Origin of the sequence: Frateuria defendens (genome assembly GCF_001182895.1) — a bacterium.
GTDB classification, from domain to species: Bacteria; Pseudomonadota; Gammaproteobacteria; order Xanthomonadales; family Rhodanobacteraceae; genus Frateuria_B; species Frateuria_B defendens.
In genome coordinates, this window is sequence record NZ_LFQR01000044.1 from 1 (window position 1) to 16,283 (window position 16,283).

Annotated in this window: 15 protein-coding genes; 10 read left to right on the forward strand and 5 right to left on the reverse strand. The window is 70.4% G+C overall.

Going from position 1 to position 16,283, the window contains the following annotated elements; all coding sequences use genetic code 11:
- Nucleotides 1–178: 178 nt before the first annotated feature.
- From ACH65_RS07080 to prpE, 7 genes are all read left to right on the forward strand, one after another.
- Entirely contained in the window at nucleotides 179–1,636 is a 1,458-nt protein-coding gene (locus ACH65_RS07080; RefSeq protein ID WP_082190183.1) for an alginate export family protein, read from the forward strand.
- Between the two features lie 78 nt (nucleotides 1,637–1,714).
- A complete protein-coding gene (locus ACH65_RS07085) occupies nucleotides 1,715–2,398 on the forward strand; it encodes a YoaK family protein (protein WP_049621885.1) in 684 nt (227 codons plus the stop codon).
- A 59-nt stretch (nucleotides 2,399–2,457) separates the two neighbouring features.
- Nucleotides 2,458–3,078 carry a hydrolase gene (locus tag ACH65_RS07090; RefSeq protein WP_049621886.1) on the forward strand — a complete coding sequence of 207 codons (621 nt, stop codon included), beginning with the start codon at nucleotides 2,458–2,460 and terminating at the stop codon, nucleotides 3,076–3,078.
- Between the two features lie 8 nt (nucleotides 3,079–3,086).
- On the forward strand, nucleotides 3,087–3,698 hold the full coding sequence (locus tag ACH65_RS07095) for a M17 family peptidase N-terminal domain-containing protein (protein ID WP_049621887.1): 612 nt from the start codon (nucleotides 3,087–3,089) through the stop codon (nucleotides 3,696–3,698).
- 52 nt (nucleotides 3,699–3,750) lie between these two features.
- Nucleotides 3,751–4,170: a hypothetical protein gene (locus tag ACH65_RS07100; protein WP_049621888.1), complete on the forward strand. Its 420-nt coding sequence runs from the start codon at nucleotides 3,751–3,753 to the stop codon at nucleotides 4,168–4,170.
- Between the two features lie 69 nt (nucleotides 4,171–4,239).
- Nucleotides 4,240–5,826 (forward strand): cation:proton antiporter, encoded by a 1,587-nt coding sequence (locus ACH65_RS07105; RefSeq protein ID WP_049621889.1) that lies wholly within the window; start codon nucleotides 4,240–4,242, stop codon nucleotides 5,824–5,826.
- 51 nt (nucleotides 5,827–5,877) lie between these two features.
- Entirely contained in the window at nucleotides 5,878–7,821 is a 1,944-nt protein-coding gene (gene prpE, locus ACH65_RS07110; protein ID WP_272913762.1) for a propionate--CoA ligase, read from the forward strand.
- 64 nt (nucleotides 7,822–7,885) lie between these two features.
- On the opposite strand, the gene ACH65_RS07115 is transcribed toward prpE, so the two are convergent.
- The 3 genes from ACH65_RS07115 to ACH65_RS07125 all read right to left on the reverse strand — a co-directional run bounded on the left by ACH65_RS07115 (nucleotide 7,886) and on the right by ACH65_RS07125 (nucleotide 10,192).
- Nucleotides 7,886–8,164, reverse strand: a complete 279-nt coding sequence (locus tag ACH65_RS07115) for a DUF1330 domain-containing protein (RefSeq protein ID WP_049621891.1) — start codon at nucleotides 8,162–8,164, stop codon at nucleotides 7,886–7,888.
- A gap of 140 nt (nucleotides 8,165–8,304) precedes the next feature.
- Nucleotides 8,305–9,312, reverse strand: coding sequence for a zinc-dependent alcohol dehydrogenase family protein (locus tag ACH65_RS07120; RefSeq protein ID WP_049621892.1), 1,008 nt, complete (start codon nucleotides 9,310–9,312; stop codon nucleotides 8,305–8,307).
- Nucleotides 9,313–9,331: 19 nt separating this feature from the next.
- The gene (locus tag ACH65_RS07125; RefSeq protein WP_049621893.1) at nucleotides 9,332–10,192 is read right to left on the reverse strand and encodes an NAD(P)H-dependent oxidoreductase; all 861 of its coding nucleotides are present in this window, start codon (nucleotides 10,190–10,192) and stop codon (nucleotides 9,332–9,334) included.
- Here ACH65_RS07125 and ACH65_RS07130 point away from each other — a divergent pair.
- Nucleotides 10,169–11,320: a LysR family transcriptional regulator gene (locus tag ACH65_RS07130; protein ID WP_237561467.1), complete on the forward strand. Its 1,152-nt coding sequence runs from the start codon at nucleotides 10,169–10,171 to the stop codon at nucleotides 11,318–11,320. The two genes, ACH65_RS07125 and ACH65_RS07130, sit on opposite strands and share 24 nt — an antisense overlap.
- Before the next feature lie 92 nt (nucleotides 11,321–11,412).
- Here ACH65_RS07130 and ahpF read toward each other — a convergent pair whose 3' ends face one another.
- Both ahpF and ahpC read right to left on the reverse strand, forming a co-directional pair.
- On the reverse strand, nucleotides 11,413–13,011 hold the full coding sequence (gene ahpF / locus ACH65_RS07135; RefSeq protein WP_049621894.1) for an alkyl hydroperoxide reductase subunit F: 1,599 nt from the start codon (nucleotides 13,009–13,011) through the stop codon (nucleotides 11,413–11,415).
- Between the two features lie 154 nt (nucleotides 13,012–13,165).
- Complete coding sequence (ahpC, locus tag ACH65_RS07140) at nucleotides 13,166–13,729, reverse strand: alkyl hydroperoxide reductase subunit C (RefSeq protein WP_049621895.1); 564 nt, start codon at nucleotides 13,727–13,729, stop codon at nucleotides 13,166–13,168.
- A 291-nt stretch (nucleotides 13,730–14,020) separates the two neighbouring features.
- Between ahpC and prpB the strand changes: the two genes are divergently transcribed.
- Both prpB and prpC read left to right on the forward strand, forming a co-directional pair.
- On the forward strand, nucleotides 14,021–14,911 hold the full coding sequence (gene prpB / locus ACH65_RS07145) for a methylisocitrate lyase (protein ID WP_049621896.1): 891 nt from the start codon (nucleotides 14,021–14,023) through the stop codon (nucleotides 14,909–14,911).
- A 137-nt stretch (nucleotides 14,912–15,048) separates the two neighbouring features.
- On the forward strand, nucleotides 15,049–16,194 hold the full coding sequence (gene prpC / locus ACH65_RS07150) for a bifunctional 2-methylcitrate synthase/citrate synthase (protein ID WP_049621897.1): 1,146 nt from the start codon (nucleotides 15,049–15,051) through the stop codon (nucleotides 16,192–16,194).
- Nucleotides 16,195–16,283 lie beyond the last annotated feature (89 nt).

The following is a 16,283-nucleotide window of genomic DNA, read 5'->3' on the forward strand; positions in this document are numbered from 1 at the left end:
TGGGCAAGCAAAGAAAAGTAACTCGGCCGCCGGCAGGCGGACGAAAGCCCGCCGCAGGGGAGCCACCACACGCAAGCGCATCGAGCGAGCGACGGCACCCCACCCACAAATGCTCCGTCCCGTCGGCAAGGACCAACTGCCGGCAGGAAAACCGTAAACCGGCCCCAGGCGCGGGATGATGCCCGGAACCGCCACCCATCCGCTCTCGCCCCGGCGTCCCGCCGGGTCTCTGCCGCGCCGGTGCCTCGCCGCAGCGCTGCGCAGCGTCGCGCTGGCGAGTGTGGCCAGCGCGCCGGCCGTGTGGGCGCAGGAGGCCGCGGCGCCTACGCGGCCGGTGCCGCTGTTCAACCGCTGGCAGGAGGACTGGTCGCCGATGGCCGACCCCGCTCTGCGGACCCGGCCGGGCGATGCGCTCAAGTACATCGCGCTCGATGCCGGCGATCCGGCCAGCTACCTTTCGCTGGGCCTGAACTGGCGCGAGCGCGCGGAGTACAACGACGCCGTGGCCTTCGGCGTCGGCACCCGGCGCGACAGCTACCTGATCCAGCGCGTGCAGCTCCACGCCGACCTGCACCTCGGCCAGCACTGGCAGCTGTTCGCCCAGTTGGAGGATGCCCGCGACTACGGCAAGCGCAGCACCTCGCCGGTGGACCGCAACCCGGGCGACCTGCGCCTCGCCTTCGTCGCCTACACGCATGCGCTCGAGGGCGGCACCTTCAAGGCCCGCGTCGGGCGGCAGGAGTTCGCCTTCGACCTGCAACGCTTCGTGTCGGTGCGCGACGGGCCGAACGTGCGCCAGGCCTTCGACGCGGTGTGGGCGGATTGGGAAACCGGCCGCTGGCGTTTCCTCGGTTTCGTCAGCCAGCCGGTGCAGTACGCGGACGCGCACCCGTTCGACGACACCTCCAACCACCGCCTGCGCTTCAGCACGCTGCGCGTGGAGCGGCTGGTGTTCGGCAACCAGGAGTTGTCCGCCTATTACGCGCTGTACGCCCGCGACGGCGCCCGCTACCTCGACGGTCGCGGCAGCGAGCGGCGCCACGTGCTGGACACCCGCTACGCCGGCGCGGCGCGTGGCTTGGACTGGGACCTGGAGGCGATGGCGCAGCGCGGCTCGGTGGGCGCCAAGGCCATCCGCGCCTGGGCCGTGGGCACGCGCGCGGGCTACACCTTTGCCGCGCTGCCCTGGCGGCCGCGGCCCGGCCTGCAGGTGGACGCCGCCTCGGGCGACCGCCATCGCGGCGACGGCACGCTCGGCACCTTCAACCCGCTGTTCCCCAACGGCTACTACGTGGCCCTGGCGGGCTACACCGGCTTCACCAACTTCATCCATGTGAAGCCCTCGCTCACCGTGAAGCCGCTCGCGCGCCTCACGCTGATGGCCGCGCTGGGGCTGCAATGGCGCGCCACCACGGCGGACGCCGTATACACGCAGCCGAACGTCGCGGTGCCGGGCACCGCCGGCACGGGCGGCCGCTGGACGGGCGCCTACGGCCAGCTGCGCGTGGACTACGGCTTCAACGCCAACCTCACCGGGGCGATCGAGGCGGTGCATTTCCGCATCGGCGACGCGCTCCGCCAGGCGGGCGCACACGACAGCAATTACCTGGGCCTCGAGCTCAAGCTGGCCTGGTGAGGGCATGCCGATGCCCGCCGTCAGGCCTGACGACCGCCGTGCCGAAACCGTTTCGGCCATGTACCGAGAGACACTGCGATGAAACCCTCCATCCCCATCCTGCTCAGCTTCAACGCCGGCTATGTCGACACCGCCGGCTTCATGGCCCTGCATGGCCTGTTCACCGCGCACGTCACCGGCAACTTCGTGACGCTGGGCGCCGCGCTGGTGCTGGGCACCTCCGGCGCGGTCGCCAAGCTGCTGGCGCTGCCGGTGTTCTGCGCGGTGGTGGTGCTGGCGCGGCTGCTGCGCTACCGGCTGCAGGACGCGGGGCGGCCGGTGTTCCGCACGCTGCTCCTGATCAAGCTGCTGCTGCTGGTCGTCGGCGCCGCACTGGCCATCCGTTTCGGGCCGTTCGCGGACGGCGACAGCTGGAGCGGGCTGGTCACCGGCATGGTGCTGGTAGCGGCGATGGCTGTGCAGAACGCCGTGCAGCGCGTGCACCTGGGCAGCGCGCCGCCGACCACGCTGATGACCGGCACCACCACCCAGATCATGCTCGACCTCGGCGATCGCCTGCACGGCGTCACGCCCGAGCAGAAGGCCGTCATCGACGCGCGCCAGTTCCGCATGATCCGCAGCGTCTGTGCCTTCGCCCTGGGCTGCGGCGGGGCGGCCCTGCTGCTCGCGTGGGTCGGCCCGTGGTGCTTCGCGGTGGCGCCGCTGATCGCGCTGGCCGCCTACCTGCGCGAGCTGGCCGAGCCGATGGCTGGCGCGGCCTAGTGGCCGGCCACCCCGTGCCCGGCCACCGCGTATCCCGGTAACTTCAAGGAGAACATCGCATGAGCTTTCCCCTGCTCGATCCCTCCCACTGCGCCCTGGTGCTGGTCGACCAGCAGGCGGGCCTCGCGTTCGGCGTCGGTTCGGACGACCGCCAGACCCTGCTGAACAACGCCATCGCGCTGGCCCGCACGGCCTCGGTGTTCAAGCTGCCGATCGTGGCCTCGACCTCGGCGACCAAGGTCTACAGCGGGCCGATGATGCCGGCGCTGCAGCACGCGATCCCGGACGTGGTGGCGATCGACCGGCGCAACATGAACGCCTGGGAGGACGAGGCCGTGCGCGCCGCCATCGTGGCCACTGGGCGCAAGCGGCTGCTGGTGTCGGGCATGCTGACCGAGGCCTGCGTGAGCTTCCTGGCCCTGTCGGCGGCGGCCGAGGGCTACGAGGTCTTCGTGGTCGGCGACGCCTGCGGCGGCCTCACCCCGCAGAGCCACGAGCTGGCGCTGCGGCGGATGCAGGCGGCCGGCATCCAGCTGACCAGCTGGCTGCAGGTGCTGCTGGAACTGCAACGCGACTGGACCCGCCACGAGACCTACGACGGCGCGCGCGCCATCGTGGAGGCGAACGCCGGCGGCTACGGCATGGGCCTGGCCTACGCCCGCGACATGCTCAAGCCTTGAGCACTGCCATGACCGAGCAGCGCGTGCTGGGCCACTGGCGCGGAGTGGCCATCGAGATCGCGTTGTGGGACGGTGCGGCGGCGGAGGTCGAGCTGTCCATCGCCTGCATGTTCGAGCGCGAGTTGGGCGATGCCGGGCCGATGGGTGGCCTGCGCCACCTGGACCAGGCCCTGGACGGCGCGCTTACCGCCTTGCGCCGCGAGGGGAGCTTCCGCGCCGCGCCACTGGAAACGCTGCTGATCAGCCGGCCACCGGCGGCGGTGGCCGCGCCGGCGGTGGCGGTGATCGGCCTGGGCGACCCCACCGCCTGGTCGCCGGCGCTGACCGCCCAGGCGGCCGCGGCGGCGGTGCGTCTTGCCGTGCAGCAGGGCGCGACCAGCGCGGCCTTCGCGCCGAGCCTGCTCGATGCGGGGCTGGATCGCGCAGCCACCGGCGGGGTGGCGACGGCGATGCTCGACGCCGTGATCGGCGCGATCGATGTCCAGTCGCGGCTCGTCGCGCGGGGGCTGGCGTCGCCGTTCGCGTTGCGCCGCTGGGTCTTCGACGTGGGTGCGGCGGGTTTCGCGGCGACGGCCGAGCGTTTCCAGGCCAGCCTGGTGGCGACGTATCGGGCCGGTTGATGGCCGCATCCTACACCGCCGTTTCCACTTACCTGCGCGAGGAGCTCTCTCCATGACGGACACACCCACGACCGATGCCGTGGCCACGCGGGAACTCCGCATCGTCGACGAGCAGGGCCGCGAGCGCCTGCTGCTGACGGTCAGGGAGGGCGCCCCGGCGGTGCTGCTGTTGCGCGAGGACGGACAGCCCGGCGCGAGCCTGCGGTTGGACGCGGCGGGACGCCCGGCCGTGCGTCTGGCCAATCCGGATCCGGCCTGGCCCGGAGCCAGCCTGGAGGTGGACGGCAAGGGCGTGCATGTGAAGTTCGACCGGCCGGGCGGCGCGTCCGCCTATCTTTTCCTCAACAACGCCGGTGGATCGGGCGTGGTATTGATCGATACGGCCGGCAAGCGCCGGCTCGACGCGGCGGTGGCCGCCGACGGCAGCAGCCGGATCGTGCGCTACGGCGAGGACGGCAAACCGCTGGCCTGAGCAGGGTGGCGGCGCCGGGCTTCCCGGGGTCGAAACTTGTCGGATCGAAGCGGGCAACCTGGATGGCACGTGGATAACATCGCCTTTTTTCATTACCTGCTGTTTCTGGTCTTCGGCGCCGGGCTGCTGACCTGGCTGGCCGAGCGCGTCGCCGTGGCGCCCGCGGTGGTGTTGCTGCTGGGCGGCACGGTGGTGGCCCTGGCCGGCGGCTATCCGGCCGTGGACATGGACCCGGGCCTGATCCTGGCGGCGGTGCTGCCGCCGCTCCTGATGTCCAGCGCGTTCTACACCGCCTGGCGGGATTTCCGCCGCGAGCTGCTGCCCATCGCCTCGCTGGTGCTGGGCGCGGTGGCCTTCACCACCGTGGCGGTCGCGGTGGTGGTGCATGCGCTGGCGCCGGCGCTGCCCTGGCCGGCCTGCTTTGCCCTGGGCGCCATCGTCTCGCCGCCCGACGCGGTGGCCGCCAAGGCGATGCTGCAACGCTTTCCGCTGCCTGCGCGGCTGGTCACCGTGCTGGAAGGGGAGAGCCTGATCAACGATGCCTCGGGCCTGCTGCTGTACCAGATGGCGGTGGCGGCGGGGATGTCGGGCCTGCTCACGCCGGGCCGCGGGGTGGCCGTCTTCTTCACCCTCAGCCTGGTTGGCGTGGCGGTCGGCTTCGCTTGCGGCCAGGCCATGGTGTGGCTGATCAAGCGGCTGCGCGACCCGGTGCTGTGCATCGTGCTGAGCTTCCTGATGGCCTGGGCCAGTTATGGCTTGGCCGAGCACCTGCACGGCTCGGGCGTGCTCTCGGTGGTGACCTGCGGCCTGGTGCTGGGCATACGCCAGCACCAGGCCTTCAACGCCGACATGCGGATCAAGGCGGAGGCCGCCTGGGAGACGGTGGTTTTCGTGCTGGAGGCGCTGGTGTTCATCCTGGTGGGGCTGGCCCTGCACGGCATCCTGGAGCGGATGGCCAGCACGGCGTCCATGTGGCGCATCAGCCTGCACGTGGCCCTGCCCGCGGTGGGCGCGGTGATCGTGGCCCGCCTGCTGTGGGTGGCGGTGGCGATCTACCTGCCCTCGAAGCTGGCGGCGCGGGCGGGGCGCTCGCCGCACCCCTGGAGCCTGGGCGAATCGGTGGTGCTGGGCTGGGCGGGGATGCGCGGCGTGGTGAGTCTGGCGGCGGCGCTGGCGCTGCCCGAGCGGTTTCCCGGCCGCGACATCATCATCTTCAGCACCTTCGTGGTGATCTTCGCCACCCTGGTCGGCCAGGGGCTGAGCCTCGCGCCGCTGATCCGCCTGCTGAAGCTGCGCCCGGTGCGGCCCGGCAACCTGATGTCGGAGCTGGAGGCGCGCTCCCACGCCTTCCGCGCCTCGCTGGTCGAGCTGGAACGGCGACGCGCGGACGATGCCGGCGAGGACGCCGCCGCGATCGACCGCCTGATCGAGGAATACCGGGTGCGCGTGCGCAACAACGCCAACGCGCACCGCGAAGGCCAGGAGCACGTGCAGCGGCGATCCCGGCAACTGCGCCTGGAGCTGGACCTGGTCGGCACCTCGCGGCAGGAGCTGCTGCGGCTGCATCACGCGGGCCGCATCTCCGACGCGGTGCTGCACCGGATCGAGGGCGAGCTGGATTTCGAGGAGCTCCGGCTGCACCGTCTGCTGGACTAGGGCATGCTCCGGCAGCATCGGGGGTAGACCAAAGTCGTTCGCTTTGCTGCGCTGCGTAGCACTAGCCTTGCCGCAGCCACGGGGACGGAGGCGGGGACGATGAGCTACGAGTCGCTGTATCGCCAGTCGGTCGAACAGCCGGAGCTGTTCTGGGCCGAGCAGGCGCGGCGCATCCACTGGGAGACGCCGCCGCAACGCATCCTCGACGACAGCCGGTCGCCGTTCCGCCGCTGGTTCGTGGGCGGCACCACCAACCTCTGCCACAACGCGCTGGACCGCCACCTCGCCGCGCGCGGCGAGCAACTGGCGCTGGTGGCGATCTCCACCGAGACCGGCCTCACCCGCGAGCTGAGCTACCGCGAGCTGTACCGCGAGGTGAATGCCTTCGCCGCCGTGCTGGTGGCGCTGGGCGTGGGCAAGGGCGACCGCGTGGTGATCTACCTGCCCAACATCGCCGAGGCGGTGTTCGCCATGCTGGCCTGCGCGCGCATCGGCGCGATCCACTCGGTGGTGTTCGGCGGCTTCGCCGCGCACAACCTGGCGCTGCGCATCGACGACGCGCAGCCCAAGCTGCTGATCGCCGCCGACGCGGGCATGCGCGCGGGCATGGTGATCCCGTACAAGCCGCTGGTCGACGCCGCGCTGGCCGAGGCCGCCTCGCCGCCGCCGCAGGTGCTGCTGGTGGACCGCGGCCTCGACCCGCAGATGACCCGCGTGGCCGGTCGCGACCTCGACTACGCCGCGCTGCGCGCGCAGCACCTGGGCGCCGAGGTGCCGGTGACGTGGCTGGAATCGAACGAGCCGAGCTATCTCCTCTACACCTCCGGCACCACCGGCAAGCCGAAAGGCATCCAGCGCGACGTGGGCGGCTATGCGGTGGCGCTGGCGCTGTCGATCACCACCATCTTCGACATCGCGCCGGGGCAGGTGATGTTCTCCACCTCCGACGTCGGCTGGGCGGTGGGGCATTCCTACAACGTCTACGGGCCGCTGATCGGCGGCGCCACCTCGCTGCTCTACGAGGGCGTGCCGATCCGCCCGGACCCGGGCATCTGGTGGCAGCTGTGCGAGCGCTACGGCGTGCGCACCATGTTCTCCTCGCCCACCGCGATCCGCCTGCTGAAGAAGCAGGACCCGGCCTGGCTGAGGAAGTACGACCTGTCGCGGCTCAAGTGGCTGTTCCTCGCCGGCGAGCCGCTGGACGAGCCCACCGCGCGCTGGATCACCGAGACCCTGGGCGTGCCGGTGATCGACAACTACTGGCAGACCGAGACCGGCTGGCCGGCGATCACGCTGATGCCGGGCCTGGACCTCAAGCCCGTGAAGTTCGGCTCACCCGGGCTGCCGGCACCGGGCTACCGCATGAAGGTGATCGACGAGAGCACCGGCCGCGAGGCCGCGGCGGGCGAGAAGGGCGTGCTGGTGTTCGAGCCGCCGCTGCCGCCCGGCTGCCTCACCACCGTGTGGCGCGACGACGCGCGCTACGTCGGCAGCTACTTCGGCCACTTCAAGGAATTGCTCTACAGCTCGCTGGACTGGGCCATCCGCGACGCCGACGGCTACTACTTCATCCTCGGCCGCACCGACGACGTCATCAACGTGGCCGGCCACCGCCTGGGCACGCGCGAGATCGAGGAATCCGTCGCCACCCATCCGGCGGTGGCCGAGGCCGCGGTGATCGGCATGCGTGATGAATTGAAGGGCCAGGTGCCGGTGGTCTTCGCCACCCTGAAGCAAGGCGTGGTGGAGACGCCGGCGCACGTCGCCGAGGGCATGCAGCGGCGCGTGGTGGAACAGCTCGGCGCGGTGGCGAAGCCCTCGCGCGTCTACGTGGTCAACGCCCTGCCCAAGACGCGCTCGGGCAAGCTGCTGCGGCGCTCCCTGCAGGCCCTGGTGCAGCACACCGACCCGGGTGACCTCTCCACGCTGGACGACCCGGGCGCGCTGGACGAGGTGCGGCAGGCGCTGGAGCGGGGGCCGGAGCTGGGCGGGTGAGTGGCGTGCAGGCTAATGCCCGCCTAGGACATGTCGGCCGGTGCGAAACAGCTGGCGCCGGCCATCAACCGAGCAATCGAAAGCGGCAATCGATCCCGGTCGAGCGATCGGCCAGCGTGGCCCGGTAGCCGGGCGACTCGTACCAGGCGATCGCCGTGTCGCGATCTGCGAAGCGGATGATCGCGCCGCTGGTGAAGGCGGGCTCGCCGGTCAGGACGTCCCAGGCGCCGCCGGCGATGAACTCGCCGCCGAATTGCTTCACGACCGGGCCGGCGGCGGCCGAATAGCGATCCTTGGCCTGCGGGTCCTTCACGGTCAGCTCGACAACGACATAGGCGCTCATTTTTCGATGTCTCCGGGGGTGACTTGACGTGGTTGATGGGGCGGGCGGTGCGCCTGCACAGACGCGATCGACGGTGTCCGCTTCGCCGTGTGGGAGCGGGCCTGGCCAGGCCTGCGCGCTGCGGTCCGCAAGGCCCAAGGTCAGAACTCGACCACGATCTTGCCGAAGTGGCCGCCGGCCTGCTGCAGCCGGAAGGCGTCCGTCAGCCCTTCCAGCGCAAACGACCGGTCGATGATCGGCTTGATGCCGGTCGCCTCGATCGCGCGGATCATGTCCAGCTGCTGCTGCCGGCTACCCACGACCAGACCCTGCAGCCGTTGCTGGCGCGTCATCAGCAGGCCGGTCGGGACCGGTCCTGCTCGGCCGGTCAGCACGCCTATCAAGGAAAGATGGCCGCCGATCCGGCCGGCCTCGATCGACTGGGCCAGGGTGCCGACGCCGCCCACTTCCACGACATGGTCCACGCCACGGCCATGGGTGAGTTCGCGGACATGCTTGCCCCAGTCCTTCACCTTGCCATAGTTGATGCCGTGATCGGCACCCAGCCGTCGCGCCCGCTCGAGCTTCTCGTCCGACGAGGAGGTGACTAGAACGGACGCGCCCATGGCCTTGGCCAACTGCAGGGCAAAGATCGACACGCCGCCCGTGCCGAGCACCAGCACGGTGTCGCCGGCCTTGAGGCCGCCATTGACCACCAGTGCCCGCCAGGCCGTAAGGCCGGCCGTGGTGAGCGTGGCGGCCTCGGCGTGCGTGTAGCCGACCGGCGCCCGGGTGAACGCCGAGGCTGGTGTTATGACCGCTTCACGGGCATAGCCGTCGATGCCGTCCCCCGGCGTGGTCGAGAAGTCGTCCACGGGCGGCTCCCCATCGAGCCACTGCGGGAAAAAGGTGGAAACCACGGGGTCGCCGATGGCGAACTCCGAGACACCCTCGCCGACCGCCTCCACGACGCCGGCGCCGTCGGCCATGGGAATGCGTCCCGTAGCCGTGCGTATCCGGCCCGTCACGACGCCCAAATCGTGGAAGTTGAGCGAAGTGGCATGCAGCCGGACGCGGATCTCGCCCCGGCCGGGCAAGCCGGGGTCGGGAAGGTCGGCCAGCGACAGGCCGTCCAGCCCCGCCTCGCCGTTGGATTTGATCGCCTTCATTCCGGGGGCGCCGTCGTCGTTATGCCTTGACCGCCAGGCGCCGGCCCGGCTCCTGCGCCGCCAGGGCTTCGCTGGGCTCGAGCACCTGCTCGGGGTCGCCGGGCTGCACGAGGTGCAGGCGTGCGCCGGTCTGGCCGGCGCCCAGGCCGGGCTTGAGCACCTGCTGGCCGTCGTAGTGGCCGCCGTTCTGGCAGCGGAAGGGGATCGGCGCGTCGATGAAGAAGCCATCGAGCCGCCGCACGAGGCTGGCGGCGGCGTCCTGCCAGCCGGCCTCGCCCAGCCGGTCGCTCTGGTAGGTCACGAAGGGCGGCAGCACCGACATGCCGGGGTAGAACAGCACGCCGTGCTGGATCGGCCACAGGATCTCGTCGAGCCGGCCGTTGACGCCGCGCTCGCCGTAGTGCGGCTCGCGGCCGCCGATGTTGACGAGGAGCATGGCGCGGCGGCCGCTGAGCACGCCCTCGCCGTAGCGGTCGCCCCAGCGCTCGCCGCCGTGCGCGCCCACGCCATAGGCGAAGCCGTAGGCGAACACGCGGTCCACCCAGCCCTTGAGGATGGCCGGCATGCCGAACCACCACAGCGGAAAGCTCAGGATGACCGCGTCGGCCCACAGCAGCTTCTGCTGCTCGGCCTCGACGTCGGGCGTCTGGGTGCCGTTGGCGAAGGCGTGCCTGGATTCGGAGGCGTACTTGAGGCGTTCCGGGTGCGCCGGCGCGATGAAGTCGCCGCCGTCCGCGGTGGCCTTCCAGCCCATGGCGTAGAGGTCGGACACCTGCACGGCATGCCCGCGGGCGGTGAGGGTTTCCACTGCCAGGTCCTTCAGGGCGCTGGTCAGCGACTTCGGCTCGGGGTGGGCGTGGACGATGAGGATGTTGCTCATGCGATGGGCCTCGATGGGGCAGTGAGGGGAGCTTTCGCTTCGAACATACCCATCGACATGCAATTGTTGAAATCGAAGTTTTTATGGCTTCTTATAGATTCGATGGATACCAGGAAGCTCGACCTCAACCTGTTGGTGACCCTGGACACGCTGCTCGCCGAGCGCAACGTCACGCGCGCGGCGAAGCGTCTGCACCTGAGCCAGCCCGCGCTCTCCGCGCGCCTCACGCGCCTGCGGGAGATCCTGGGCGACCCGCTGCTGATCCCGGCCCGGCGCGGCATGGTGCTGACCCAGAGCGCGCTGGAACTGCAGGTGCCGCTCCACGAAGCCCTGGAGGGCGTCCGGCACGTGCTCGCGGACGGCACGCCCTTCGAGCCTTCGAGCGCGGAGGCGACCCTCGCGATCGCCGCGAGCGACTACGTGCAGTACTCGATCCTGATGCCGCTCGCCTGCGCGCTGCGGGTGGAGGCCCCGAAGGTCAGGATCGCCTGGCGCACCCTCGACGCCGCCGCGCTGACGACCCAGCTCGAACGGGGCGAGGTCGATCTGGCGCTGATGACGCCCGAGTCCGCGCCGGAAGCGCTGCGCATGAAGAAGCTCTACCGCGAGCAGTACGTGGCGATCGCGCGTGTCGACCACCCGCGGGTCCGGGGGCGTCTCGACCTCGACCTCTTCGGCCGGCTCGACCACATCCTCGTATCGCCGCAGGGCGGCGGCTTCGTCGGGCCGACGGACACCGCGCTCGAAAGCCTGGGGCGCCGCCGCCGCGTGGTGCTCTCGACGCCGGGTTTCCTGATGGTGCCGGAGATCGTCGAGCGTTCGGACATGATCGCCCTGGTGCCGCAGCGGATCGTGCGCGACCGCTCCGGGCGGCTGCAGATCCTGGCGCCCCCGATCGCGGTGCCCGGCTTCGAGATCGCCATGGTCTGGCACGACCGCACCACCACGCACCCCATCCGGCGCTGGCTGCGCGAGCGCATCGCGGCCCTGGCCAGCGCCGGGCTCGACGAGCTGCCTGCGCCCGTGGCGGCCGGGCGGTCGGCGACGGCGGTGCGGGGCAGGGCGGGCGGCAAAAAAAGCCCCAGGCCGGGCGGCCTGGGGCAGGGGTCTTCAAAGCGAAAATCGTGAAGGGGCGTCGCCGGTCACCGGTGCAGCGCCCGGCGCCGCCAGGCGGCCGGACCAGGCGCCTGCCGGCTCGAGGCCGTCGCCGGGCCGCGTGGTCAGGCCGCCACGGCTTCCTTCTTCGCGGCCTGCGCCACCGGCGCCGACACGCGGATCAGGTAGTCGAAGGCTGCCAGCGAGGCCTTGGAGCCTTCGCCCATCGCCACCACGATCTGCTTGTACGGCACCGTGGTGGCGTCGCCCGCCGCGAACACGCCTGGCAGCGAGGTCTGGCCGCGCTCGTCGATCACGATCTCGCCGCGCGGGGACAGTTCCAGCGTGCCCTTCAGCCACTCCGTGTTCGGCAGCAGGCCGATCTGCACGAAGATGCCTTCCAGCTCAATGGTTTCGAGCGTGCCGCCCACGCGGTCCTTGTAGACCAGGCCGGTGACCTTCTGGCCGTCGCCCAGCACTTCGGTGGTCTGCGCGTTGGCGATCACGGTGACGTTGGGCAGGCTGCGCAGCTTGCGCTGCAGCACGTCGTCGGCGCGCAGCGTGTCGGCGAACTCGAGCAGGGTGACGTGGCTGACGATGCCGGCCAGGTCGATCGCCGCCTCCACGCCGGAGTTGCCGCCGCCCACCACCGCCACGCGCTTGCCCTTGAACAGCGGGCCGTCGCAGTGCGGGCAGTAGGCCACGCCCTTGTTGCGGTACTGCTCCTCGCCGGGCACGCCCATCTGGCGCCAGCGCGCGCCGGTGGAGAGGATCACGCTGCGCGCCTTGACCGAGGCGCCGCTGGCCAGCTGCACCTCGATCAGGCCGCCCGGCACCGCGGCCGGCACCAGCTTCTCGGCGCGCTGCAGGTTCATCACGTCCACGCCGTACTCGAGCACGTGCTGCTCCAGCGCGGCGCCGAGCTTCGGGCCCTCGGTGTAGGGCACGGAGATGAAGTTCTCGATCGCCATGGTGTCCAGCACCTGGCCGCCGAAGCGCTCGGCCGCCACGCCGGTGCGGATGCCCTTGCGGGCGGCGTACACCGCCGCCGCGGAGCCGGCCGGGCCGCCGCCGACCACCAGCACGTCGAAGGCGTCCTTGGCCTGGATCTTCTCGGCCTCGCGCGCCGCGGCGCCGGTGTCGAGCCTGGCCAGGATCTGCTCCAGGCTCATGCGGCCCTGGTCGAACAGCTCGCCGTTCAAGTAGATGCTGGGCACCGCCATCACCTGGCGCGCCTCGACCTCGGCCTGGAACAGCGCGCCGTCGATCGCCACGTGCCGGATCTTCGGGTTGAGCACGCTCATCAGGTTGAGCGCCTGCACCACGTCCGGGCAGTTCTGGCAGGACAGCGAGAAATAGGTCTCGAAGCGGAACTCGCCGTCGAGGCTGCGCACCTGCTCGATCTGCTCCGCCGACAGCTTCGGCGGGTAGCCGCCCACCTGCAGCAGGGCCAGCACCAGCGAGGTGAACTCGTGGCCCATCGGGATGCCGGCGAAGCGCACGCCGATGTCGGTGCCCGCGCGGTTGATCGCGAAGGAGGGCTTGCGCGCGTCGTCGTCGCGGCGCACCAGGGTGAACTTGTCGGACGCCTCGACGATGTCTTCGAGCAGGGCCAGCAGCTCCTGCGACTTCGCGCTCTCGTCCAGGGACGCAACCAGCTCCACGGGTTGCGTGACCTTTTCCAGGTAAGCCTTCAATTGGGTCTTGAGGTCGGCATCCAGCATGGCAGCGTCTCCGAATGGTTGATGTTGGGACGAGCGGGGCTGCGCCGGCCGGAGGCCAGTCGAAGCAACGCTACGGGATTCAATGGGGGAGGAGGGCGGCCCGGCGCCTCGCGCCGGGCCGGGTGGCGGTCCGCCGGGCGGACCGCCGGGTACATCAGATCTTGCCGACGAGGTCCAGCGAGGGCTTCAGGGTCTTCTCGCCTTCCTTCCACTTGGCCGGGCACACCTCACCCGGGTGCGAGGCCACGTACTGGGCGGCCTTGACCTTGCGCAGCAACTCGGAGGCGTCGCGGCCGATGCCGTTGTCGTGGATCTCGGCGACCTTGATCTCGCCTTCCGGGTTGACCAGGAAGGTGCCGCGCAGGGCAATGCCCTCTTCCGCGATCAGCACTTCGAAGTTGTTGGCCAGCAGGTGGGTCGGGTCGGCCAGCATGGTGTACTTCACCTTGCCGATCGCGTCGGAGGTGTCGTGCCACGCCTTGTGGGCGAAGTGGGTGTCGGTCGAGACGGAGTAGATCTCCACGCCCAGCTTCTTGAACTCTTCGTAATGGTCGGCCAGGTCTTCCAGTTCGGTCGGGCACACGAAGGTGAAGTCGGCCGGGTAGAACACGAACACGGACCACTTGCCCTTGAGGTCGGCGTCGGACACTTCGACGAACTGGCCGTCCTTGAAGGCGTTGGTCTTGAAGGGTTTGATCTGGGTGTTGATCAGCGACATTCGCATGCTCCCGTGTGGGTGGTTTGGTAATTCATGGGTCCAAGCATAAAGCGCCTTCGACAATTCATCTAATTGATTGTCGAGATTGCGGCGATTGGTCATGGCTATCGGTGGCGGCTGGCGCGGGGGATGGCGGCCGGTGGCCGCCGGCGCGTGCCGGACACCGGCCAACGATAACGCGAACCGCCCGCCACGGGGCGTGAAAAACGGCCCGCCGGCCCTGCGGTGCTGCTGCGCAGCACGCCCGCCGGAGGCTACGGGACTAAACTGGCGTCTTTACCCGGAGGCGACATGGTTGTGCAGGCATCCCCGGGCGCGAGGTTCCGCGCCGCCCTGGCCGCGGAGCGGCCGCTGCAGGTGATAGGCGCCATCAATGCCAACCACGCGCTGCTGGCCCGGCGCGCGGGCTACCGGGCCATCTACCTCTCCGGCGGCGGCGTGGCGGCCGGCTCCCTGGGCCTGCCGGACCTCGGCATCAACACGCTGGAGGACGTGCTGATCGACGCGCGCCGCATCACCGACGTGTGCGAGCTGCCGCTCCTGGTGGACATCGACACCGGCTTCGGCCCCAGCGCCTTCAACATCGCCCGCACGGTGAAGAGCCTGATCAAGGCCGGCGCCGCCGCCTGCCACATCGAGGACCAGGTGGGCGCCAAGCGCTGCGGCCACCGGCCCGGCAAGGAGATCGTGCCGGTGGGCGAGATGGCCGACCGCGTGAAGGCGGCGGCGGACGCCAGGACCGACCCGGACTTCTTCCTCATCGCCCGCACCGACGCCATCGCGGTGGACGGCGTGGACGCTGCCATCGCGCGCGCCGTGGCCTGCGTGGAAGCCGGCGCCGACGGTATCTTCGCCGAGGCCGCCTACGACCTTGGCACCTACAAGCGCTTCGTCGAGGCGGTGAAGGTGCCGGTGCTGGCCAACATCACCGAGTTCGGTCAGACGCCGCTGTTCTCGCGCGAGGAGCTGGCCGAGGCCGGCGTGGCGATCCAGCTGTTCCCGCTGTCCGCCTTCCGCGCCATGAACAAGGCGGCGGAGGCGGTGTACGAGGCGATCCGCCGCGACGGCCACCAGCGCAACGTGGTCGACGCCATGCAGACGCGCGAGGAGCTGTACGAGCGCATCGGCTACCACGACTACGAGCGGCGGCTGGACGAACTCTTCGCCAGGAAACCCGCGTAGGAGTGCGCTTGGCGCGCGACCGCGGCGTTGCGGTGCCACCGCTACGCGGGCTCTTCGCGCGAGGGTTGCGGCGTCACCGCTACGTAAAGGCTTTTCGCGCGCAAGGCGCGCTACATGAAACGGCAGGAGACTTACCGATGAACGAGCAAGTCCTTCCCAAGGCCAAGAAGTCGGTCGCCCTCTCCGGCGTGCCCGCGGGCAACACCGCGCTGTGCACGGTCGGGCGCAGCGGCAACGACCTGCACTACCGCGGCTACGACATCCACGACCTCGCCACCCGCGGCAGCTTCGAGGAGGTGGCCTACCTGCTGGTGCACGGCGTGTTGCCGAACTGGGCCGAGCTCAACGCCTACCGCGCCAAGCTCAAGCGCCTGCGCGGCCTGCCCGCACCGGTGAAGGGTGCGCTGGAGTTGCTGCCCGCCGCCACCCATCCGATGGACGTGCTGCGCACCGGCTGCTCGGTGCTCGGCACCGTGCTGCCGGAGAAGGACGAACACGGCGCCGCCGGCGCCCGCGACATCGCCGACCGGCTGATCGCGGGCTTCGGTTCCATGCTGCTCTACTGGTACCACTTCAGCCACAACGGCAAGCGCATCGAGACCGAGACCGACGACGACTCGGTGGCCGCGCACTTCCTGCACCTGCTGCACGGCAAGAAGCCCGGCGAGCCGCACGCGCAGGCGCTGGACAAGTCGCTGATCCTCTACGCCGAGCACGAGTTCAACGCCAGCACCTTCACCGCGCGGGTGGTCGCCGGCACCGGCTCGGACCTCTACTCGGCCATCACCGGCGCCATCGGCGCACTACGCGGCCCCAAGCACGGCGGGGCCAACGAGGTGGCGATGGAGATCATCGCCCGCTACCGCAGCGCGGAGGAGGCCGAGGCGGACATCCGCGCGCGGGTGGAGCGCAGGGAGATCGTGATCGGCTTCGGCCACCCGGTGTACACGGTGTCCGACCCGCGCAACGCGGTCATCAAGGAGATCTCGCGCAAGCTCTGCGCCGAGGGCCGCAACCCGGTGCTGTTCGAGATCTCCGAGCGCATCGAGAAGCTGATGTGGGAGCTGAAGAAGATGTTCCCCAACCTCGACTGGTACTCGGCCAGCGCCTACCACATGATGGGCGTGCCCACGGCGATGTTCACGCCGCTGTTCGTGATCGCCCGCACCGCCGGCTGGAGCGCGCATGTGATCGAGCAGCGCGCGGACGGCAAGATCATCCGCCCCAGCGCCAACTACGTCGGGCCGGAAGACCTGGCCTACGTGCCGATCGAGAAGCGCTGAGAGTTTGTTCACCATCTCCCTGCGGGTAACTGCGTTGTGGAAGCCGCATCGGCATACTGGCCGGCCGTAGGCCGGGGTTTCGCTCCCCT